At 44.6% G+C, this 22,883-nt stretch carries 16 protein-coding genes; 3 read left to right on the top strand and 13 right to left on the bottom strand.

Annotated elements, in window-relative coordinates:
* Nucleotide 1 precedes the first annotated feature (1 nt).
* Both D7Y06_RS02055 and D7Y06_RS02050 read right to left on the bottom strand, forming a co-directional pair.
* Nucleotides 2–1,093: a hypothetical protein gene (locus tag D7Y06_RS02055; RefSeq protein ID WP_120406164.1), complete on the bottom strand. Its 1,092-nt coding sequence runs from the start codon at nucleotides 1,091–1,093 to the stop codon at nucleotides 2–4.
* 18 nt (nucleotides 1,094–1,111) lie between these two features.
* Entirely contained in the window at nucleotides 1,112–3,424 is a 2,313-nt protein-coding gene (locus D7Y06_RS02050; RefSeq protein WP_120406163.1) for a glycosyltransferase, read from the bottom strand.
* Nucleotides 3,425–3,652: 228 nt separating this feature from the next.
* Between D7Y06_RS02050 and D7Y06_RS02045 the strand changes: the two genes are divergently transcribed.
* On the top strand, nucleotides 3,653–5,392 hold the full coding sequence (locus D7Y06_RS02045) for an Rqc2 family fibronectin-binding protein (protein ID WP_120406162.1): 1,740 nt from the start codon (nucleotides 3,653–3,655) through the stop codon (nucleotides 5,390–5,392).
* Between the two features lie 38 nt (nucleotides 5,393–5,430).
* On the opposite strand, the gene leuS is transcribed toward D7Y06_RS02045, so the two are convergent.
* From leuS to D7Y06_RS02030, 3 genes are all read right to left on the bottom strand, one after another.
* Complete coding sequence (leuS, locus tag D7Y06_RS02040; RefSeq protein WP_120406161.1) at nucleotides 5,431–7,842, bottom strand: leucine--tRNA ligase; 2,412 nt, start codon at nucleotides 7,840–7,842, stop codon at nucleotides 5,431–5,433.
* A gap of 125 nt (nucleotides 7,843–7,967) precedes the next feature.
* The gene (locus D7Y06_RS02035; protein ID WP_243119038.1) at nucleotides 7,968–9,290 is read right to left on the bottom strand and encodes an InlB B-repeat-containing protein; all 1,323 of its coding nucleotides are present in this window, start codon (nucleotides 9,288–9,290) and stop codon (nucleotides 7,968–7,970) included.
* A gap of 150 nt (nucleotides 9,291–9,440) precedes the next feature.
* Entirely contained in the window at nucleotides 9,441–11,528 is a 2,088-nt protein-coding gene (locus D7Y06_RS02030) for an elongation factor G (protein WP_120406160.1), read from the bottom strand.
* 230 nt (nucleotides 11,529–11,758) lie between these two features.
* Between D7Y06_RS02030 and D7Y06_RS02025 the strand changes: the two genes are divergently transcribed.
* Nucleotides 11,759–12,856: a prephenate dehydrogenase/arogenate dehydrogenase family protein gene (locus D7Y06_RS02025; RefSeq protein ID WP_120406159.1), complete on the top strand. Its 1,098-nt coding sequence runs from the start codon at nucleotides 11,759–11,761 to the stop codon at nucleotides 12,854–12,856.
* A gap of 15 nt (nucleotides 12,857–12,871) precedes the next feature.
* On the top strand, nucleotides 12,872–14,149 hold the full coding sequence (gene aroA / locus D7Y06_RS02020) for a 3-phosphoshikimate 1-carboxyvinyltransferase (RefSeq protein WP_120406158.1): 1,278 nt from the start codon (nucleotides 12,872–12,874) through the stop codon (nucleotides 14,147–14,149).
* A 122-nt stretch (nucleotides 14,150–14,271) separates the two neighbouring features.
* Here aroA and D7Y06_RS02015 read toward each other — a convergent pair whose 3' ends face one another.
* The 8 genes from D7Y06_RS02015 to D7Y06_RS01980 all read right to left on the bottom strand — a co-directional run bounded on the left by D7Y06_RS02015 (nucleotide 14,272) and on the right by D7Y06_RS01980 (nucleotide 22,705).
* Complete coding sequence (locus tag D7Y06_RS02015; RefSeq protein ID WP_120406157.1) at nucleotides 14,272–14,616, bottom strand: PilZ domain-containing protein; 345 nt, start codon at nucleotides 14,614–14,616, stop codon at nucleotides 14,272–14,274.
* Between the two features lie 47 nt (nucleotides 14,617–14,663).
* Nucleotides 14,664–15,689 (bottom strand): tRNA preQ1(34) S-adenosylmethionine ribosyltransferase-isomerase QueA, encoded by a 1,026-nt coding sequence (queA, locus tag D7Y06_RS02010; RefSeq protein WP_120406156.1) that lies wholly within the window; start codon nucleotides 15,687–15,689, stop codon nucleotides 14,664–14,666.
* Nucleotides 15,690–15,698: 9 nt separating this feature from the next.
* Nucleotides 15,699–16,556 carry a hypothetical protein gene (locus D7Y06_RS02005; protein WP_120406155.1) on the bottom strand — a complete coding sequence of 286 codons (858 nt, stop codon included), beginning with the start codon at nucleotides 16,554–16,556 and terminating at the stop codon, nucleotides 15,699–15,701.
* Between the two features lie 21 nt (nucleotides 16,557–16,577).
* The gene (locus D7Y06_RS02000) at nucleotides 16,578–17,423 is read right to left on the bottom strand and encodes a hypothetical protein (protein WP_120406154.1); all 846 of its coding nucleotides are present in this window, start codon (nucleotides 17,421–17,423) and stop codon (nucleotides 16,578–16,580) included.
* 24 nt (nucleotides 17,424–17,447) lie between these two features.
* Complete coding sequence (locus D7Y06_RS01995; protein ID WP_120406153.1) at nucleotides 17,448–18,290, bottom strand: hypothetical protein; 843 nt, start codon at nucleotides 18,288–18,290, stop codon at nucleotides 17,448–17,450.
* Nucleotides 18,291–18,496: 206 nt separating this feature from the next.
* Nucleotides 18,497–19,339, bottom strand: coding sequence for a hypothetical protein (locus tag D7Y06_RS01990; protein ID WP_120406152.1), 843 nt, complete (start codon nucleotides 19,337–19,339; stop codon nucleotides 18,497–18,499).
* Nucleotides 19,340–19,527: 188 nt separating this feature from the next.
* Complete coding sequence (locus tag D7Y06_RS01985) at nucleotides 19,528–20,385, bottom strand: YihY/virulence factor BrkB family protein (protein WP_120406151.1); 858 nt, start codon at nucleotides 20,383–20,385, stop codon at nucleotides 19,528–19,530.
* A gap of 46 nt (nucleotides 20,386–20,431) precedes the next feature.
* Nucleotides 20,432–22,705 carry a SpoIID/LytB domain-containing protein gene (locus D7Y06_RS01980; protein WP_158591192.1) on the bottom strand — a complete coding sequence of 758 codons (2,274 nt, stop codon included), beginning with the start codon at nucleotides 22,703–22,705 and terminating at the stop codon, nucleotides 20,432–20,434.
* Nucleotides 22,706–22,883: the final 178 nt, after the last annotated feature.

Genomic DNA, 22,883 nt, shown 5'->3' with positions numbered 1-22,883 from the left:
TTTACTCCCTCCTCATACGATTTCGGTTGCGGACAGCGGCATAATATGCAAAAAGAATCAGTACCCCTGCCCCAAAACTTAGACGTATGATCCATAAAATCCGCTCTTGTGTCAAAAATGCCATCTCGCCTTCCACGGACACAATCTCGGAGGGAGGCGCAATGGAAGCATCATAACCGTTTTCTGTAAGCACCTGTCTGGTCCAGGATTCCTGGAGCAAAATCGTTTTCTGCGCTTTCATCCCCCCGGAAATGGAGGCTTCCAGGGTAAAAGATTCCAGACTTAACCCTGCCGGAACCATAACCCACCCATCTTTGTCCACCATAATACCCTGGGAATCTCCTGATGAAAAAGAAGCATTCGTCTCCTCCCCTTCCCCCAGCATATTATATACAAGGGCCCTATAATTTTCTTTGCTCTCCCCCACATGGGATTTTAACATGGAGTCCGGGCCTTCTATGGCAAGAAATGCCGGATCCTTTGCATCCCTCATATGCTTTTTATCCGCAAAAGACATGTGGTGGAACACCAAATGGCAAGGGGTTTTTCCCTCTGTCACACAAACCATGCCATATCCTGTAATCTTTTCCAAGGAATGGTCCGCCTCCCCAAATTCACTGGCGTAGAGAGAAAAGGGTATCTCCACGTCCCCGTAAAAACCTTCCGGAACTTCAAAACATCCATTTTCCGCAAGGGAATAGGAAGCTTCTCCTGAAGCGTCTTTTTCTGTGAGACGAACGTAGCATCCGTCTTTCACCTGGAGCACTGTACCTTCGCTGTTAATCAACGCCAGATTCATTCTGGCCGTTCCTCCTGAAAGGTTTTCCATAGTAAAGCGCACTCCTATTTCATCTTGTAACTCCTGCATATCATTTTGAAATGCAGTCACCGTGTGATATCCTGTCTCCTCAAAGGAAAACTGGATATCCAGCTTTCCCTTTTCCACATCTGTTTTTACGGAAACATTTTCCCCCGTTTCCCCTCCGGGGATATATTCTTTAAAGTCAAGTGTTTTTTCCCCCTGGGCATTTATGTGGGGAAGCAGCAGAAAAAATGCCAGAAAAGCCACACTTACAGTTTTCTTTAACTTCATACAGATACTCCTTGTTTGCTACAGACATTCCATTTCCGAAAACTCATCTTCCTTAACAACATGTTTTTTGCTGTATTGCGCCTTCTCCTCCACCTGGTTTTCCTCCAGGGCAAGCAGCTTCATAATCCACTCCCTGATTTTTGTGTGAAGGACAAAATCCTCATAGAGCTCGGCTTCATTTTCCACACGGTAGAGAATTCCCCCCCGCCCCAGCTCCCGGTATTTCCCCAGTTCCAGCTTTAAGCCATCCTCCAGTTCCAGCTCCAGGAAACGTCCCAGGCCCAGGCGTTTTTCCAGGAGCACATAGTCATAATTATAGTTTACCATCATCACTTCATTATACCCGTCAGCCAAAAATGTTTTGTTGACAGGGATTCTGGCCTTCTTCCTGTTGTGAAACTCCGAGTTTACCATACGTTTGGTCACATTCTTCTTCAAATCCTCAAAACTGCTCTGGGACTCGTCCAGGTTGGTGGGCAGGGAGGGCTCCCTGTCATAAATCAGCTGGCAGTACTCTGCCCTGCTGTCCTTTAAATCCACTATTTTAAAGGCATACCTCCATCTCTTTCCGTCTCTGTTGGCAACGGAGACCACCCTTCCCTCCACTTCGGCGTGATAATACCCGTCGTCCAATGTAAGGGTGACCGGCTCGTCCTCCTCTATATCACAGGGCACATTGAGATAAATGGATGTCCCGCTTTCCGATATATCCTCCGTGACCCCCTCCATCTCCTCGAACCGTGTCTTTACCACACAGGGTATGGAAACTTTCTGCCGCTCCGCATTCCGCACAGTCTTTCTTCCCAGAATAAAAAACAGGGACATGACAATATTATACAGATTCAAAAACAGCCAGAAAAGAATCACAATATAATCAATTCTTCCTGTGGCAAAAGTCCATGAGATACAGTTTACGATTCCAATCACAGACAAAACCACAAGTATGGCATGTGGGATAGCGTAGGGCCAGTTTCTCTCCTCCTGTTTCCTCTCTTTTTTTGTCACCTTAAACTTCTTCATGCTGATACAGAATGTCTCAAGCAAGGTAGGGATTAACATAAAGGGAAAAATAATCGTCTCATAAAGGTTCGTCCACTTTGTGGTGCGGATGTTCCGGCTCATCATCTTTAAGGAGATATTACTGCTGATATACATAGGCAGCCAGAAAATCAAAACTTCCATCAAAGTACACTTGACTACCATCACCCCAAATGTGGCAAAGAGAATGGGGGACATAATATAAATCAGCCTCTTCCAGGAGGCATACCAGTACCACACAGAAGCCAGATAATTTATTTTCTGCTTAAACTTTAATTTTAGGTTGAAAATCAGATGCATCTTCCTTCCCGTCTGGATACATCCTCTGCCCCAGCGCACCCTCTGGTTAATCAGGCTCTTTAAATCTGTTGGGGAAAGCCCGGAAGCTAACACGTGGTTTATTGCCAGGCACTTATATCCCTTACCCTGTATCAACATTCCTGTGGCGAAATCCTCCGTAATACTCTTGGTATAAAAACCTCCCACGTCATTTAACGCCTCCCTGGAAATCAGGGTATTGGATCCTCCATAAATTACACTGTTGCTTTTATTCCTGGACACCTGCACGTCTTTATAGAAATAGTCCTGTTCATTTGGAATCGTACTCTCAGAAAAGAGATTAAACTGGAACAAATCCGGATTATAGAAACTCTGGGGTGTCTGGATAAAGCCGATTTTAATCCTGTCTTTTTCCTCTAACTCCCTGTTTTTTATCTCCTGGTCCACAAAGTAGGCAGCCGTCACCATGAGAAATTCTCTTCTGGGAATCATATCCGCATCAAAAGTGGCAATCAAAGGGGAGGAGGTGACTGACATGGCATGGTTTAAATTTCCTGCCTTTGCGCCCTTGTGATCCTCGCGGTTTAAGTAACCCACCCCCATTTTTTGGGCGAGTTCTTTCATCTCACTGCGGTTTCCGTCATCACAGATATAGATATGAACTTTGTTTTTATCGGGATATTCCATATGGACGCAGCCGTTTACGGTTTTATACAAAAGCTCCGGCGGCTCATTATATGTAGCGATAAGCACATCGATATCCGGGTATTCCTCTGGGGGAACCACCGGAATTTCATGATTTTCGATTTTATGCATATTAAAATAGTGCACGAAAGCTTCAAACATTCCAAAAATCTCCACCACAAGGAGAGAGATTCCCGCCACCGCCGACACTATGCCGTCATGGAGGGGCACTGTACGGAAGGTTCTCCACAAAAGATATACAACTGTCCAGCCAATATTGAAAAAAAGCCAGGCTCGGTTTCTGATTGCCTTGGTATTTCCTTTACTCATCTCGCATACTCCTTTTATGATTTTTGAACTTTTCGGCTCTGTTATTATTATATCGTATCTGACAGAAAAAATCTACCGGAAATACATTTATTAGTTCTATTTTTTCCTTGTGTTTACTTGAGAACAATGCTAAAATGAAGTTTACGGCAATTATCCCATAAAAATACCCCATCGAATGGGAAAGAACTATATAATCTGCCGAAAAGCAAAAAAACGGAGGATTATGCTATGGCATTTGACGGTATTGCAGTGGCAAACCTAGTCCATGAATTAAATCAAAATATAATAAACAGTAAAATCAGCAAGATTGCCCAGCCGGAAAAAGACGAACTTCTGTTTACACTGAAAAACCCGGGGGGACAGCACCGTCTGGCTATGTCCGCCAGCGCTTCCCTGCCCTTTTTATATCTAACAGATAAAAACAAGCCCAGCCCCATGACTGCCCCAAGTTTTTGCATGGTCTTAAGAAAGCATATTGGAAACGGGCGGATTACAAAGATTTCCCAGCCGGGGCTGGAGCGGATTATCCAATTTGAAATCGAACATTTAGACGAACTGGGGGATTTGTGCCATAAGCTTCTCATTGTGGAATTAATGGGAAAACACAGCAATATTATTTTCTGCAAAGAGGACGGCACCATCATTGACAGCATCAAACATGTCTCCGCCCAGGTAAGCTCTGTGAGGGAGGTACTGCCGGGACGGGCCTATTTTATACCGGAGACAGCCCACAAAGAAAATCCTCTCACCGCCACAGAAGCCTCTTTCTTTGAAACAGCCTTAAAGAAACCGGAATCTATTTCCAAAGCCATTTACAGTACTTACACGGGAATCAGCCCTGCCATGGCCAATGAAATCTGTTTCCGGGCCGGGCTTGACGGGGATTTTTCCACAAGTTCCCTAAAGGAGGAGGAAAAGCTTCATTTGTACCACAATTTTGACTGGCTTATCTCCGATATCAAAGAGGCGAATTTTTCCCCCAATATCGTCTATAACGAAAAAGAGCCTGTGGATTTTTCCGCCCTGTGCTTAAAAGAATACAGTGATTACAGAAGAGTGGATTTTCCTTCCATCTCCCAGGTCCTGGAAACTTATTATGCGGACAAAAACGTATACACCAGAATCCGCCAGAAATCCTCTGACTTAAGAAGGATCGTCTCCACAGCTTTAGACAGAAACCGGAAAAAATTCACCCTGCAGCAAAAACAGTTGAAAGACACGGAAAAAAGGGAAAAGTACCGGGTGTACGGAGAACTTTTAAACACCTACGGCTATGAATTAAAAGAGGGTGCAAAGGAATTATCCGCCTTAAACTATTACACCAATGAGATGGTAAAAATTCCTTTGGATGAGACTCTCTCCCCCACGGAAAATGCAAAAAAATATTTTGACCGTTACGGAAAACTAAAGCGCACCTATGAAGCCCTAACCACTTTAATCCAGGAGACGGAACATGAAATTCTTCACCTGGAGAGCATTGCATCTTCCTTAGATATTGCCCTGGCGGAAGACGATCTGGTTCAAATTAAGGAGGAACTGATAGAATTCGGCTATATCAAAAAAAGGCGTGGGGATAAAAAGGCAAAGGTAAAAAGCAGACCCTTCCACTATATTTCCTCTGACGGATTCCATATGTACGTGGGAAAAAATAATTATCAGAACGATGAGCTGACCTTTAAATTTGCCACGGGAAACGACTGGTGGTTCCATGCAAAAGGCATGCCCGGCTCCCATGTGGTGGTAAAGACAGAAGGGGAGGAACTTCCCGACCGCACCTTTGAGGAGGCAGGAAAACTGGCAGGTTACTACTCCAAAGGCAGGGACAGCGAAAAAGTGGAAATCGATTATCTCCAGAAGAAAAATGTAAAAAAACCAAATAAAGGTGCGCCGGGATTTGTGGTGTATTACACAAACTATTCCCTCACCATCCATCCTGACATTACCGGCATAAAACTACTTTCCCAGTAAAAAAACGGCTCTGAAATTTCCAGAGCCGCTTTTTTCACTTATTTTGCCACAATATTTATAATCTTCCCAGGCACATATATTTCTTTTATGATATTTCCGGTAAGCTTATCCCCCAGAGCTTCCTTGCCCTTTGCGACAGCCTCCTCTTTTGCCGCATCCTTAGGGATTGTTACAACCGCCCTAGTTTTGCCGTTCACCTGGACTGCAATCTCAATCTCTTCCTCTTCCATGGCTTTCTCGTCATACTCCGGCCATCCGCAGTGGAATACAGACTCCTTATGTCCTAATTCCTCCCAGAGTTCCTCGCTGATATGGGGGGCAAAGGGGGCTAAAAGCTGAACAAATACTTCCAGTGTCTTTTTGTCCACGCCGCCCTTTCTGGACATATCAATGAGTTTGTTGTTGTGCTCCATAAATCCGGAGATTACAGTATTTAAGCTAAAGCTCTCCAGACGGTTGGTAATATCATACACCAGCTTATGGCGGGCTTTTACCAACTCTTTTGTCTCCGGCACGTTTTTATCCTTGTTTTCCATGACAAGGTTCCAGAAACGGGTGATAAAACGGTACACCCCCTCAATTCCCCTGTCGTCCCACTCGGAATCCAGCTCCGGCGGTCCCACGAAAAGCTCGTAAAGCCGCAGGGAATCGCAGCCGTAATCCCGCACCAAATCATCCGGTGAAACCACATTTCCTTTGGATTTGCTCATTTTAATGCCATTTTTCCCGGTAATCATCCCCTGGTTAAAAAGCTTGGTAAAGGGCTCGTCAAAATCGATGACCCCGATATCGCACAAAAACTTGGTGTAAAACCTGGAGTAGAGAAGATGCAGCACCGCATGTTCCACCCCGCCGATATACATATCCACAGGAAGGTATTTATCCGCCTTTTCCCGGCTTACCAGTTCCTTATCGTTTTTGCTGTCCACATACCGAAGGAAATACCAGGATGACCCTGCCCACTGGGGCATGGTGTTTGTCTCCCGCTTTGCAGCTTTCCCGCATTTGGGGCAGGTGGTATTTACCCAGTCTTCAATATCCGCCAGCGGAGATTCCCCGGTTCCTGTGGGCTGATAGGAATCCACATCCGGCAAAAGCAATGGGAGTTCTTCTTCCGGCACAGGCACAGCGCCACAGTCTTTGCAGTGGACAATGGGAATTGGCTCTCCCCAGTAACGCTGGCGGGAAAATACCCAGTCTCTGAGCTTATAGTTTGTCGTCTTTTTCCCAAATCCTCTTTTTTCTATCATAGCAGGGGCTTCCCGCTTTAAGACGGAAGACTCCATGCCGTCCCACTCTCCGGAATTTATCATGGTTCCCGAAGCTTCCGTGTAGGCTTCCGTCATATTTTCTATCTCTTTGCCGTCTTTTGCAATCACCTGGATAATGGGCAGGTCAAATTTTTTGGCAAACTCAAAATCCCTGTCGTCATGGGCAGGCACGCACATAATCGCCCCTGTACCATAGTCTGCAAGCACATAATCGGAAAGCCAGATGGGAACCTTTGCATTGTTTAAGGGGTTGATGGCATAACTTCCCGTAAACACCCCTGTCTTTTCTTTATCCTGAAGACGGTCCACAGAAGATTTTAAGGAAGATTTGTAAATATAATCTTCCACGGCATTCCTGGTCTCGTCAGTTGCAAGTCCCTTAGCCAATTCATGTTCCGGGGCAAGCACCATAAAGGTAGCGCCATAGAGGGTATCCGGCCTTGTGGTGTATACGGTGATACTCTCCTCTTTTCCCTCCACCTTAAAGTCTACTTCCGCCCCGTAACTTTTTCCAATCCAGTCTGTCTGCATCTTCTTTACTTTTTCCGGCCAGTCCAGCTTATCCAGATCCGCCAGGAGACGGTCTGCATAGGCTGTAATCTTAAGCATCCACTGCTTTAAATTCTTTTTGGTAACATCAGCCCCGCACCTCTCGCACTTACCGTTTACCACTTCCTCATTGGCAAGGCCTGTCTTACAGGAAGGACACCAGTTGATAGGCATCTCTTTCTCATATGCCAGGCCCTTTTTAAACATCTTTACAAATATCCACTGGGTCCATTTGTAAAAATCAGGATCTGTGGTATTTACCTCCATATCCCAGTCATAGATTGCTGCGATTTCCTGAATCTGGCGCTTAATGTTCTTTACATTTTCTGCGGTGGACTTGGAGGGATGGATACCCATTTTAATGGCATAGTTTTCTGCGGGAAGTCCAAAAGCATCCCACCCCATGGGGTGAATCACATAATGTCCGTGCATCAGTTTATATCTGCTCCACACATCGGAGATTACATAACCTCTCCAGTGGCCTACATGAAGCCCATTTCCCGAAGGGTAGGGAAACATATCCAGGCAGTAATATTTTTCTTTCTTCCCATCATTCACATTAATGGGATGTTCTTCCCAGTTTTTACGCCATTTCTGTTCGATGGCTCTGTGGTTGTACGGTATCGACATAGTCATTTCCTCCTAAAAAACATTACAGTTTGCAAAGATATGAAAAGCCGCTTTTGCAAACTGTAATGAAATCTTATGCATTCTCTATAAAATTTTATCACATGACCAATATTTGTCAAGAAAACTTATTGAAAAATAGAGCTTTTTGATAGGGTAAGAATCTGGTCTATGGGGGATACACTGGTTCCTTTCCCGTCTGTTCCCTCAAAATATTTCTCACTGGCGGACTCAAACAGGACATAAACCTTCCCGTCTTCCATATCGATTTCCTCGGAACAGGGCGGCATTTCCACCTTAACCATAGGGTGTGCAGGCTTTTTGTTCATCCTTTCCAAAGAGTCATATACTTTCAGGTAAGAAGAATTCTGCCTTCCAAAGGAAGTGCTTAAATATACCCTGCCCTTATCGTCAAAAGCCACACCCTGTACCTTGTCGGGAATCCGGTATGTCTCCACCTGTTTTAACCCCTTCTCCGTAGGCTTATAGGCAATCATAACGGAATTTAAAATTTTTGTGTGGGTAGCCACCCACAGTTTCCCGTCGTAAAAGGCAATACAGGATGGGGAATTGGATACGTGGAAAGCCTCAAACCAGGAAGTGCAGTCCACCACGGCTTTTGATTTTTTTGCAGCAAGCCTTTTCACAAAACTGTAGGGGATACACTCTAAGGTGCTGTTATCGGAATGGCACACCCATATGTTTTCCCCGTCAAAGGTCAGGCCCCCCAAATGGCTTTCCTTTTTCATTCCAAGGGTGACAAGGTATTCTCCGCTGTTTTTGTCAAACACATGGACGCATCCCAAAGTCCCTCTGCGGTTTGCCGTGTATGCACTTACCAGAATGTAATCCTTGGTCAGACAGATCCCCTGGGGACAAACACTGGTATCCGTAATCCTGTTCTCCACCGCATCACTTTCCCTTGTGGTGGGCATTCCCGGAATCTGAATCTCATCCACAAAATCATAACTGCAGTTTTTCAGCTTTTTATTCCGGTTATTTGGCGTCACCGTATTTTGGTAGGAGTACATCTGCACATTATAGTGCCCGTCTATGGGTTTTGTCCACTTGGCATACAAGGTGTAATTATCCGCATTCTCCTGGCTTATCTCAGTTATTTTATGGCGGTAGCCGCTGTCGGTGTACCACCCTGCAAAGTTATAACCTTCCCTTACCGGGGCAGCCAATGCCACCGGCAGATTCTCTTTATAAATCGTAAGAGGATTCCCCTGTGGATTGGCCCCGCCGTTTAGGAAATACTGAATCTGAAACTGATCCGTAAAACTTGCAGATTCTATCTCTATCACATGTTCGGTCAGACTGTATACTGAATTTTGTTCCCTCCACAGTTTCATTTCGTTCATCAACCGGTTTGTCCTGGAAACGAAAGGATCCTGCAGGAGTAACGTCACTATCAACAGCACCGTAAAACATTCCCTTTTCATCCTCATAAAATCATCTCCCGTTCTTTGGATTTAGGATGTCATGGATGCAGCGCTTCATGCCCTCTATTCACTTCACTGCTGCATGTTTTCCGTTCTCTGTAATAGTCTGTTGCTTCTCTTTTTTATTTATGTATGTTTAAATCTTCCTGTTTTTCCTTATTCTCCGCTGTCTAACTTGCTGGCCCTCTCGGCAACTTCCCGCTCCTGTATATCGGAGGGTGCCTGCTCATAGCGGACAAACTCATAGGAAAATTCTCCGGTGCCTCCTGTCATGGAGCGCAGATCCGTGTTATATCCAAAAAGCTCCATAGTGGGAATATCCGCCACAATCTCCTGTTTGCCTCCCTCCACAGGATTCATGCCAAGCACTCTGCCCCGGCGTTTATTTAAGTCCCCCATAACATCTCCTGTGTAAGCGTCCGGCACTACCACTTTTAAGGAAGAGATTGGCTCTAACAGCACTGGGGAAGCCTCCATAAAGCCTTTCTTAAACGCCTGCCTTGCTGCCGTCTTAAATGCCATCTCAGAGGAGTCCACCGGGTGGTAGGAGCCGTCGTAGAGCACTGCCTTAACCCCCACAACGGGATAAGCTGCCAAAGGTCCTTTTAATACCGCCTCCTGGATACCTTTTTCCACGGCTGGGAAGTAATTCTTCGGAACTGCCCCTCCCACAACAGTCTGCTCAAACACATAGGCTTCCCCCAGCTCCCCGTAAGGCTCAAAGGTCATTTTTACGTGGCCGTACTGGCCGTGTCCGCCGGACTGCTTTTTATATTTATATTCCACATCCGCTTTTTTGCGAATTGTCTCGCGGAAAGCAATCTTAGGTTTGCTCAGCTCAATTTCTATTTTGTACTTGTTTAACAGCTTGCTGGCTGTCACTTCCAGGTGCTGGTCCCCGATGCCGTATAAAAGGGTCTGGCCGTTTTCGCTGTCATTTACCGTCTTTAAAGTGAGGTCCTCCATGGTAAGTTTCTGCAGCGCCTGGGAAATCTTATCCTCATCCCCCTTATTTTTCGCCTGATACCGCATTGCCGTATAGGGCATGGAAATCACAGTGCGGATATACAAAACAGGGCTGCTCTTTACGGAGAGGGAATCTGTGGTGGTAGTAACGGAAAGCTTTGCCAAAGCCCCGATGTCCCCGGCGTGGAGTTCCTTTACCTCCTCGGTTTTATTACCCTTAAGAACGTAAAGTTTTCCAATTTTTTCCTCCGCATCTTTGTGGAAGTTAAAGAGCACGTCATCTGTCTTTAACACACCGGAATTTACCTTAATCAGAGAATATTTTCCGATAAAGGGGTCTACAATCGTTTTAAACACATAGGCAGATTTTGGTTTAGCAAAATCGTAATCCGCCTCGTAAACTTCGTTTGTCTTTGCGTGAATCCCCGCACATTTTCTCTTTTCCGGGCTGGGAAGATATTTTACAATATCCACTAAAAGGGTGTACTGGCCTCTTGCAAGAATATTGGAACCCATGAGCACAGGTACGATGCTGCCGTCCGCCACATTCACACGGAGGGCCTGACGGATTTCGTCTTCGGAAAATTCCTCCCCTGCGAAATAACGGTCCATAAATTCCTCACTTGTCTCTGCAACGGCCTCCATCAAAGCTTCCCTGCAGATTTCCAGGTTGGCCTTGGAGTACTCTGGTATATCGGTTTTCTCCACATCTCCCTTGTCTGTCCATCTCTTTGCCCGCTGCTGCAGCACATTCACATATCCCACAAACTGTCCGCCCTCACGGATTGGCAGATGGAAGGGTGCAATACGTTTTCCGTAAAGCTCCTGGAGCTGCTCCACTACCTGTCTGTAACTGGCCTCATCAATATCCATGTCTGTCACAAACACCATACGGGGCAGTTTATGTTTTTCGCAAATCTCCCAGGCCTTCTTTGTACCTGCCTCGATTCCCGCTTTGCCGCTCACAACAATAATCGCCGCGTCCGCTGCGGAGACAGCCTCCTCCACTTCGCCGATAAAATCGAAATAGCCGGGAGCATCCAAAATATTAATCTTTGTATCTTCCCAGATAATGGGCACAACAGATGTATTTATGGAAAACTGCCGTTTGATTTCCTCCTTATCGTAATCACTGATAGTATTGCCGTCAGCTACCTTCCCCATACGTGTGGTCATGCCGGATAAGTAAGCCATTGCTTCCACCAGGCTGGTCTTGCCGCATCCCCCATGTCCCAGAAGAACAACGTTGCGAATTTTGTCAGTTGTGTATACATTCATTGTCAAATCCTCCCATCCAGTGCAAAACACACTAGTCCTATTTATTATGTTTATATTTTACTAAATTCAGAAAAATATTACAACTATTTTATTGAATTTGCACATATTTTTTCCGGAAAAATTCCATTTTCCCCCGAAGTATTGACTTACACACAGTTTTCCCCTAAGATTTAATAGAAAAATTATGTCATACAGCCATAATTTTATATTAAAGTTCAGGAGGCATGCATATGTCCATTCAGAAACTGGGGTTTATCGGTTTGGGATTAATCGGAGGCTCCATTGCAAAGACCACAAAGAGAATCCATCCGGAAATTGAGATGATTGCACGTTCGGGACATACGTCCACCGTTTCCAAAGCCTTTGAGGAAGGCCTGATAAAAAACAGCAAAAATCCTTCCCTTTCGGATTTTTCTGACTGCGACTATATTTTTTTGTGTACCCCTGTACAACAGAACCTGGAATATCTGAGAGAATTAAAACATATAATAAACCCCCGCTGCATTTTAACGGATGTGGGAAGTGTGAAGGGGGATATCCACAGGGAAATTGTGTCACTGGACATGGAGCGCTGTTTTATCGGCGGACATCCCATGACAGGCTCCGAAAAAACGGGCTTGGGCCACGCAAGCCCCTATCTTTTGGAAAATGCTTATTATATTATAACCCCCACAGAAATTGTCCCAAAAGAGCGGGTGGAAGAATTCTGCAGCTTCATCTCCTCCTTAGGTGCAATTCCCCTTACCATGGGATATGGCTTACACGATAAATCCACGGCGGCCATCAGCCACCTGCCCCATGTCCTGGCATATGCCCTGGTAAATCTGGTAAAGGATTCCGACAATGAAGCGGAAATTATGAAAAGGATTGCCGCAGGGGGATTTAAGGACATCACAAGGATTGCATCTTCCTCCCCCGTGATGTGGGAGGAAATCTGCATTTCCAACAGGGATATGCTATTGTCCATGATAGATACATATCATATATATCTGAACAATATTCGGGATAAGATTTCTGCCGGAGACGGGCAGGGCCTTAGGGAATTTTTTCAAAGTGCCAAAGATTACCGGGATTCCCTGGCTCTTGCCCCAAAAGGCTCCCCGGGGGCAGCCTATGAACTGTACTGCGATTTGGCGGACGAAGCCGGGGGAATTGCCACAATCTCCACCATCCTGGCCAGGAATCAGTTAAGCATAAAAAACATAGGCATCATACACAACCGGGAATTTGAGGAGGGGGTATTAAAAATTGAAATGTACGATGAAACCTCCTACTCCGATGCCATTAAACTTTTGCGCAAATACAACTACACCGTTTATGAGCGGTAAAAGAAAGGACTTTCCATGGAACTGAAACGAGCAAAAAAACTAAACGGCGCCATTGCCATCCCCGGGGACAAATCCATTTCCCACCGGGCAATTATGTTTGGGGCAATCTCCCAAGGCACAACGGAAGTCACAAACTTTTTACAGGGGGCGGACTGCCTCTCCACCATCTCCTGTTTCAAAAAGATGGGAATTGAAATTGAAAACAATGAAAGCCAGGTGATTGTCCATGGAAAGGGACTTCACGGCTTAAAAAAGCCCTCCTCCCCCCTAGACGTGGGAAACAGCGGAACCACCACACGGCTGCTTTCCGGTATTTTAGCCGGCCAGCCCTTTTCCTCCACCTTAGACGGGGATGCCTCCATAAGACAGCGCCCTATGAAACGGATTATTTCCCCCCTCACCTTAATGGGAGCCGATATTTCCAGCAAAAAAGGAAACAACTGTGCACCGCTGATCTTTCACCCCTCCTCATTAAAGGGCATCCGGTATGACTCTCCCGTGGCCTCCGCCCAGGTAAAATCCTGTATTCTCTTAGCCGGACTCTACGCCGAGGGAGGAACTTCCATTAAAGAGCCCGCCCCATCCCGGAATCACACGGAATTAATGTTAAGGGCCTTCGGGGCAAAAGTGATTTCCGGGGATGCCACCGCAGGGGTTCTGCCAAATCCAAAACTTCAGGGGCAGCACATTCAGGTTCCCGGGGATATTTCCTCCGCAGCCTATTTTATTGCGGCAGGGCTCTTGCTGCCAAACTCGGAAATACTCATTAAAAATGTAGGAGTAAACCCCACCAGGGATGGGATTTTAAAAGCCGCCTATGCCATGGGGGCAAAGATAAAAAAAGAAAATGAGCGCACCGTATCCGGGGAACCGGTATGCGACCTTTTCGTATCCTCAAGCCAGCTTAAAGGGACGGAAATCGCCGGGGATATGATTCCCACCCTTATTGACGAAATTCCCATTCTGGCGGTTATGGCCGCCTTTGCAAAGGGAACCACAGTGATAAGGGATGCGGAGGAATTAAAAGTAAAGGAATCCAACCGCATCGACACGGTAACGGTTAATTTAAAACGCATGGGGGCAAATGTCACCGCCACAAAAGACGGAATGATAATTGAAGGCGGCACCCCTCTCCACTGTGCAGGCTTTGACAGCTACTTAGACCACCGGATTGCCATGTCTTTCGCCGTTGCCGCCCTTGCCTTAGATGGACCCAGCACCATGAAAAACGGAGAGTGCGTCAATATCTCCTATCCCACCTTTTATCAGGATTTGTACGATTTAGCGGAATAAACAGGAAATCGGGCAGGAAAGATTTTCTCCCTACTCGCCCTGCGCCCACATGCTGCGCCTGCAACAAATTTCCTTATGTGGGTCTGCACATAAAAAACTGCCCCGTCCCTGGGGCAGCTTTTTTATTCCTTATCGCTATACATTTCATAGATATCAATTTTCAGGGCGTCTGCTTCCGCCAGTCCGATAAAGACTCCTCCGCAGCTAAATCCCTCCTCTTCAGGAACACACCGGGCAATTTTAATCACCGCATTCACAATCTCCTTTGTCCATATCTGAATTTTGGAATTGTAGAAGGTATTTGGCACCAACTCTATATTAGAAAAAAAGCCGATTCCAGAACGTGATATATTGGTCACATCCACATGGATAAATTTCATGGCAGTAATATTTTCATCTTTATCCAGCCTTTCCATCTCCACGGAGACTTCCAAATCCAGCCTTTTATTCCTTCTCTTTTCATCCATAATTATTTTCCTCTCTTCCGTCTCTTGGTTAAATTTTAGTTGTATGTCTATATAATCAGCATGGCATCTCCGAAGCTAAAAAAGCGGTATTTTTCTTCCACTGCCAGCTTATAAGCTTTTAATACCTGCTCTCTTCCCGCCAGGGCGGACACCAGCATCACCAAAGTGGATTCCGGCAGATGGAAGTTGGTAATCAGTCCGTCAATCACCTTAAACTCATATCCCGGATAGATAAAAATATCCGTAAAACCACTCTTTGCTTTTATAAAGCCTTCGGAATCTGCCGCCGACTCCAATGTCCTTGTGCTGGTAGTTCCCACAGAAATAATTCTGTTTCCCGCCGCCTTGGCCCTGTTTATCAGCTCCGCCGCATGTTCCTCAATCTGAAAATATTCTGAGTGCATGTGATGCTTTAATACATCCCTCTCTTTTACCGGACGGAATGTCCCAAGTCCTACATGAAGGGTTATCTCCGCCACATCCACTCCCATTTGCCTCACTTTATCCAGGAGTTCCGGCGTAAAATGAAGCCCTGCAGTTGGCGCTGCCGCAGAGCCGTCGTATTTGGCGTACACTGTCTGGTATCTGCTTTTATCCTCCAGGGGATGGGTGATATAGGGAGGCAGGGGCATCTGTCCCAGCTTATCCAGAATCTCTTCAAAAATCCCTTCATAGTGAAACTGAATCAGGCGGTTTCCCTCCTCCACCACATCTAAAATTTCTCCAAAAAGCAAACCCTCCCCAAAGGAAATTTTAGCACCGATTTTTGCCTTTTTTCCCGGCTTTACCAAAGTCTCCCAGATATCCTTTTCCTTCCTCTTTAAAAGAAGAATTTCAATCTGTGCCCCGGTGTCCTCTTTGATTCCATACAACCTGGCTGGAATCACTTTAGTGTTGTTAATGACAAGGCAGTCTCCCCGCCTTAAATACTCTGTAATGTTCCGGAAAAACCGATGTTTTACAGCACCGTCTTTTTTCCCCAGCACCATAAGTCTGGAACTGTCCCGGTGCTCCAAGGGGTCCTGGGCAATCAATTCCTGGGGCAAATCATAATAAAAATCTTTTACATCCATGTTTTTTACCTATTTCCACATTAAGGTATAATAACCGGAACTAAGGCTGTTCACCGGCTCTATTTTTATGTAGTAAGTTCCCTTCTCCATAGGGTGGGTGGTTCTCTTTCCCTTTGTATCGGTCTTTTGACGGGCAATGGTCATCTTCTGTGCCCCCTGGGTGGACAGCACTTTGCCGGCAAGCCGTCTGCGGCCGGAATACAGGGAAATCTGAAAACTTCCTTTCGTATGGATATTGTAATACAGTTGTATTTTCTGGTTCTTTTTCAAGGTAAATTTATACCAGTCCGGGGTAGTTCCCCCTGCGGGAATCAACCCAGTTTTTGTCTTACTTTTCTTTATGTTAAGTGCCTTTGACTGTAAGGCCCCGGACTTATCCGTGACTTTCTTAAAAGAACTCTTCAGGGTAACAGGAGTAAATGCCTTTACCCGTATAAAATATGTCTCTCCTTTTTTCAGGCCAAAAACATTTTTCGTCCAATACTCTGACGTTTTTTTGTTGGAACTGTATTTTCCGCTGTAGGAAATAGATTTTGAGGAGAGCACAATGGACTTCGTCCTATTGTACAGGGCCAGATAGCCATTGGCGGGAACATTCCCCACATTTGTATTTTGAATGGTGAGGTAACCGTCATATTTGGGCTGATAAGAAATCCAGATATACTCCTTTGCCTTTTGAAAAGTCTCCTCCTCCCGAATCGTTATGGTTTTATGCTTGTTAAAACTCTTGTCTTTAATCTTTTGCTCCTGGGTCTTTCCTGTGGTTGTATTTCCCGATTTATCTGCATCTCCCGCCTTTACATCCAAAGGAAAAAGACAGAGCAGACAAAGGATAAACATTGCCAAAATGCTGCGTCTAAATGCCATGCAATAACCTCCCTTTGCGGATTACTCCCATCTGAGCCTGTAATATCCGCTGCTGTACTTGTTCACAGGTTCCACCTTAATATAATAGGTCCCCGCATTAATTTTACTGTTCTTGTTGGTAACAGAATTGTGCTGTTTCATCACGAGCCTTCTGGCGGAAGAGGTATAACCAAATTTTCCGCTTTGGAGCTTGCTTCCTATAATGGAACAAAAACTGATTTTAAATTTTCCGTCAGATTTAATATCATAAAAAAGCTGGATATACTGAGCCTTTTTTATCCGAATCTTGTACCAGTCCTTGTTCTTATCCTTGGGCAGAATCAACCCGGTGACAGACTTATTTTTCTTGAGGACAGGAGCTTTGCTGCGCTTATTTCCGCACTTTTCCTTTACCTCTTTAAACTTGCAGGAAATCCTGACCCCGTCGTACGCCTGTACCCTTAAATAATAGGTGGTTCCCTTTTTCACCCCAAATATGCTCTGTCTCGCATGTTTGCTCCCGGTATTGTAAACGCCCACGCTGTAGGGAATATTCTTTTCTGAAAGCGCTGTCTTTTTATTGGACGCATACAGCCGCCAGTATCCCTCGGACCTGTTATACTTTCTGGAACCAAATTCTGCGGCAACAGTAATGTAACCGTTTTTCGGAGCCTTATATTTAATCCAGGTGAATTTTCCGGAAACCATATGGGCCTCCGAGTCGGAAATGCTCACCGTTTTTGTCTTGTTAAAATCCCTGCTTCCCGCAGCAGACACAGGAAGGTTTCCCGCAAAGACCATAAACATCATGGCAAACATCCCCAAAAAGACTTTCAGTTTCCCTCTCCTGTTCCCCATTCTCTCATTTCTCACCATTACTTTTCTCATAAATACTGTGCCTCTTTTCCCTATTTACTTCCACTTTAAGGTGTAGTACCCGGAAGATTTACTGTTATTCCGCTCCACTTTTACATAATAAGTTCCTGGCTGAGCCCGTTCTGTCGTATAGGTGTGCTGAGTTTTTGTATTTCCTCTCACAATATACTTCTTTGCCGTCTTTAAATAAGTTCCGGAAAATGTAAGCTTTATTTTATCGTTTGTCTTACCTGAAAAATAAAGATGCAGCACCTGTTTTTTCGGAAGCTTTATCTTGTACCAGTCAGCAGTTTTTTCCCCTGCCCCTATAATTCCCTTCACTGTCTTATTCTTTTTCACAGATTTCGCCTTGGATTTTTGACTCCCGCTGTTTTCACTGACTTTGGTAAACTTGCACTTTATAGTAAGATTTCCGTTGGAGGATACCCTGAGATAATAGGTGGTATTTTTCTTGACGCCATAGGTCTGGGTGGTGTCCATAGACTGAGAACTGGCGGTGCGAAAGATATCATCAGAAGACAAAGCTGTATTTTTCTTTGCACTATACAATCTCCATTTTCCCTGGGAATACACCCGTGGAAGAGTGGACTGCTGCCCTGTGGCCGGATCCTGAATGGTAACTGTATTGTCCGTATAGGAAACGGTATTCTTCGGTAAAATGGATGATGCCCTTACCGTGATATAGCCGTTGCCCGGAGCCTTATATTTTATCCAGGTATAGGCCCCTGTAACCGAATAAGATTTTTCCTCTGGAATGGTAACCGTTGGATTACTGTTAAAATTCTCGGAAGCTCTTACCTTCCGGGAAGGAAGCACTCCCCCAAAAATAAGAATCAGGCAAAAAATGCCTGTCATGCAATACAATTTCCCCTTATTCATACTCTTCTCCTCCATCCTCTGCAACATTGCTATATTTATTATAAAAGATTATCCAAGGGATGTAAAGACTAAAACTTGTTGTGAAGGAAAGAAATATGAATTTCATATACCATATATTGGGTTTAGTACAACGAAAATTAAGGATTCATCGCGCCAAACAATCGAAAAGAGCGGGCATTGCCCGCTCCCTCATTGTAAGTTTAATTTTATTTCCATTTCAATGTATAACCGCCAGAAGAACCTGTACCCTCTCTCTCCACTTTTATATAATAAGTTGTTCCTTTTGGTATTTTCAATTTTGCTTTAGTGTAAGCATTACGAATATAATCTGAATAAGATTCAGATGACTCATAGTTCTGTTTTACCGTACCAATGCTTCTCCCACCTTGATAAATAGTAAACTTAAGTACTCCGTTAGTTTTTGCCGCAAATGAAAGATTTACATATTGCTTTTTGCTAAGCTTGAACTTATACCAATCTGTTTCCTTAGAATTTGCTGTAATAACACCCTGAACTTTTTGATTTCTAGCAATCGTTTTTGCTTTGGATTTCTTGGAACCACTTTTCTCGTTTACCTTCGTAAAACTGGCATTAATTTTTGTTCCCACATAAGCTTTAACACCAAAATAATATGTTTTATTCTTTTTAATTCCGTAATATGTCTGCTTATAATCATCTTTTAATGTAGTAAAAGTATCTTCATAACTTAAAAGCTTTTTCTTATTATCATACAATCCCCATTTTCCATCAGAAAAGGAATCTAAAGAAGTAGCAGGCGAAGCTGTAAACCTTACATATCCATCTGCTTTTGCTTTAAATTTTATCCAATACACCTGCCCTGTGCCATAAGAAATATAATTGCCATAGGCATCATAACCAGCACCACCATAACATTGATCATCACTAATTGTGACACTCCATTTACCAGTACCATTCTTGGTTACGCCTGCTGCGCTTACTTCCTTTGGATCAACTACAACCAATACAGAAAGCACCATCACCAATGCAAGTGCAAGACTTGCCACACGTTTTAAAATGTTTTTCTCCATTTTCTCTCTTTCCTTTCGTTTTTATTTTGTTAAAATGGTCAAAAATAACTTACAAGCTTATTATACCCCTGGGGATTGCCTGAATCAATAGTGCATAAGCCACGATTTTTCCTTACCATATCTTGTAGTTTTTTGGTAATTATGTCAAAAGTGTGTCCATATTTTGAAATCTCCGTGAAAAACCTGTTTTATAAATACTTTCTTGCCCCAATCCGCTTTTGAATTCTCTCTCCAAATAAAACATTCAGTTCGCCGCAGAGCATCATAATATACATGCAGAAATAGAGCCAGAGCATGACAAGCACAACAGTAGTCAGGCTTCCATACATGGAAAACCCGTTAAAATAGTCCACATAGACAGATACCCCAAAAGAAAAGAGATACCATGCCACACCGCAGACAATCCCGCCGGGAAGCTGGTTTTTAAAGGTAAGCTTTCTGTCCCTGATCTCTTTATTGTTGGGCAGTGTCTTATACAAAACCGTAAACATTATACTTAAAACCCCAAGCATAATCACGCTGCGGAGCTGAAAAATAAGATTTGTGGCATGGGCGAGAAAAGGAAAATACCCTACCAGTATTTTTTGGATGCCGTTGCCAAACACCAAAAACAGCAGGGCGGCTAAAAGGGCCAGCAGAAATCCAATCATATACACCACAGCCCAGAACCGCAGCACAACCCAGTTTCTTGTCTCCTGAATCCCGTTTATCACATTCAGCCCGTCTGCCATATACTGGACGCCCTTTGCCGCAGACCAAATGGCCAAAAGGGCTGTCAGGGACACGATACCAATGGATTTGTTATAAAATTCATCAATAATGGAGACCACCACCGGGGAAATATACTCCGGCATAATCTCTCTTACTATTTTCAAAAGCATCCCCTCCGACACCACCGTATACTGCAGCAGAGAGCAGAATACCATAACAAAGGGTATCAGGGAAATAATGAGAAAAAAAGCAGACTGGGCTGCAAAAGCATTTATATTATCTCTTTTACATTTATCCGTAAACCGTTTAATTTCGATTATTGTCCGAAAAACCATAAAAACTCCGTTCTGAATGCTGTTGACAGTAAGCCTTTAAAGGGTATCACGAAACGGGAAGGATTTCAACATCCTGAAAGAAAAACTGTAAAATTTCTTTATAATTTTTTCCCACTTCCGCCATTTTCCCTGCCCCGTTCTGGCTCATGCCGATTCCGTGTCCATATCCGCCCCCTTTGATATGGTATTCCCCTTCCGGAGACGGGGTAATTACTGCAAAGGCACTGGGAATTAATGATACGTTCTCCCTTGCGCTTCCGTCTTTCAAAGTGAGGCTTTTGCACCCCGCCCCTAAAACCGCACGAATATTGTACTCATTTTTAAGAATCACTTTTCCCTTTTCATATTCCAGGCATAATTCCAATATCACCCCGCAGACGCTTCTTCTCTGTACAGCCATTCCCGTCAGGTTTCCAAATCCCTTTACATTTTCTGCTTCCGCCCCCTTTTCATCCAAAAAAGTGATGGCATCCAGTGCTTTTTCTTTTCGGGCGGCTAGGATTCCTGAAATTTTGTTTAAGACCTCCTCATCCCCAAAAGAACACACGGCATTCCACCTGTAAAAAGGTGCAAAACTATCATAACTATCCCCATCGGAATTTATGTATGCCCCGAAAGCTTCTTCACCGGACAAATCAAAAGCTTCCGGTTCATCCTTTAACTGGATACTGCGGAGATATCCGTAGGCTGGGTCACTGTCCAATTCCCAGCTGTCCCCATTTCCCGTAACCCCTGAGGATGTGGAAAAATAATATGCCTCCGCAATCTCTCCCTGGTATTTTAACACCTCCCCTGCAGTATCCCACACCGCATTGCTGGTGGTTTCCTCCCTGGCCTGTTTGTTATATACCTGATAGCTGGTGGAGTCATCCACATGGGCGCCCAGAGGGGCATAGGCTCCTTTCTGCATCTGTATATACACGTAGCTTCTGGCGCACACCGCCTGGGCCTTAAGGGCTTCCATTCCGTAAGTGGCAGGCATCTCGCTGGGAACAACACTGCACAGATAATCTTCGATAGAAAGTTCACTGATTAGTGTGTAGCCTTCCGGATACCGGTAAAGCTCCAAAACCCCCCGGTAACCAAGAGAAATTTTTTCTCCCTCCTGGCTGCACAAAAAAAACTCTCCCCCATCCTCTGCGGGAGTAAAACGAATGCTGCCGCCCTCCGTACCGGAAAACAATTCCTCCCCCTTCACCACAGCATCCTGTTCCCTCACCTCCTGTCTGTCATGGTAATCCACGGTATAAGGCGTACTGCAGGTGAGGGCTGCCTCTCTGCGGTAAGGACTGGAATCCTCCCCCAAAAGAAGCACACGTATCCTGCTGATTTGGGCCGGCTCCACCAAAAGAATGGCTTCCACCCGGTCCTCCGCCACCACATACTCCACCTTCATATTGGCTATTACAATATCCGAAAGGTTCTTTTCCTCCACCGATCCATAAATTTTATATACTGGAAGATTTACAGAGCGATTGATTTCCCCATATCCTTCAATCTGTATCCTGGAATCATCCACCGCAATCAAATTCCCCTGAATGCGCTCTTCCTTTAACTGAATTTTACACAATTCCCCCTCTTCCCACACCAGGTCGCACACCTGCTTCTCCACCCCTTTTGTCTGCCACTCCTCCATGGAAATCTCGTAAGTGTCCCCCCCGTAGAGAAAACGGATTTTATCCCCGGATTCCTCCAAAAGATAAGCATTTTTTATTGCTGAGGAAATTCCCTTCATATTCCTTACACCGATAATAGTTTCCCCCCTTACATAAAATTCATAGGACTTCATAGGTTTCGCAAAAGAAAAGTCCCTCTCACATATGTAGGTCTGATTTGCCGTAATAAAATTTTGCCCCTCCTGCTTTAAGAGAATTTCATCTGCAGCATGAATCTCCCGTTTTTCATCCAGCAAATCTAAAATCTGGTCATAAACCTGGTTAAATTCATCTCTGGTAACTGTCTGTTTCTCCTTTCCCTCCGGCAGAACCACGTACTCTGCCGTGCCTGTCTGCTGCAGAAGCCATTTGCACATTTGGATAGTTACAGTTCCCCCAAACTTCTCCTCCTCTATCTTACCTTTCCATTCATCAGAGGAATAATAGCAGAAATCCATAAGATAAGGCAGTTCTTCTGTCATAACATACTCCTGACAATATTGGTATGTAACCGTACCTTTTTGATTTTTTATTATAAGGCAAACTGCAATGGCTCCCAAAACTGCCACAATTATCATCATAGCAAAAAGCTTTTTGTCTTCCTGCCTCTTCTCCAGGCGCTGCACCCTTTTTCTCACTCTGTATCTATTTCTCTGTCTCCGCAATATTTTTACCTTCCCTTCCCGTAAAAAGCCGAACCTAAAAGAGAAGCCACTGTAACAGCAGCTTCTCTCTCTTTTGTTCTCTTCTTCTTTTTCCTGCGTATATTTTGTAAATCTTAAAGTACTTACATCGTTTATCCCTTGTACATAAAACATTTTTCTTTTGTACCAAATCTTTTGT

The sequence above is a fragment of the Roseburia sp. 1XD42-69 genome, assembly GCF_003612565.1.
Lineage (GTDB): Bacteria > Bacillota > Clostridia > Lachnospirales > Lachnospiraceae > Roseburia_B.
This window is presented reverse-complemented; position numbering and strand designations above follow the sequence as displayed.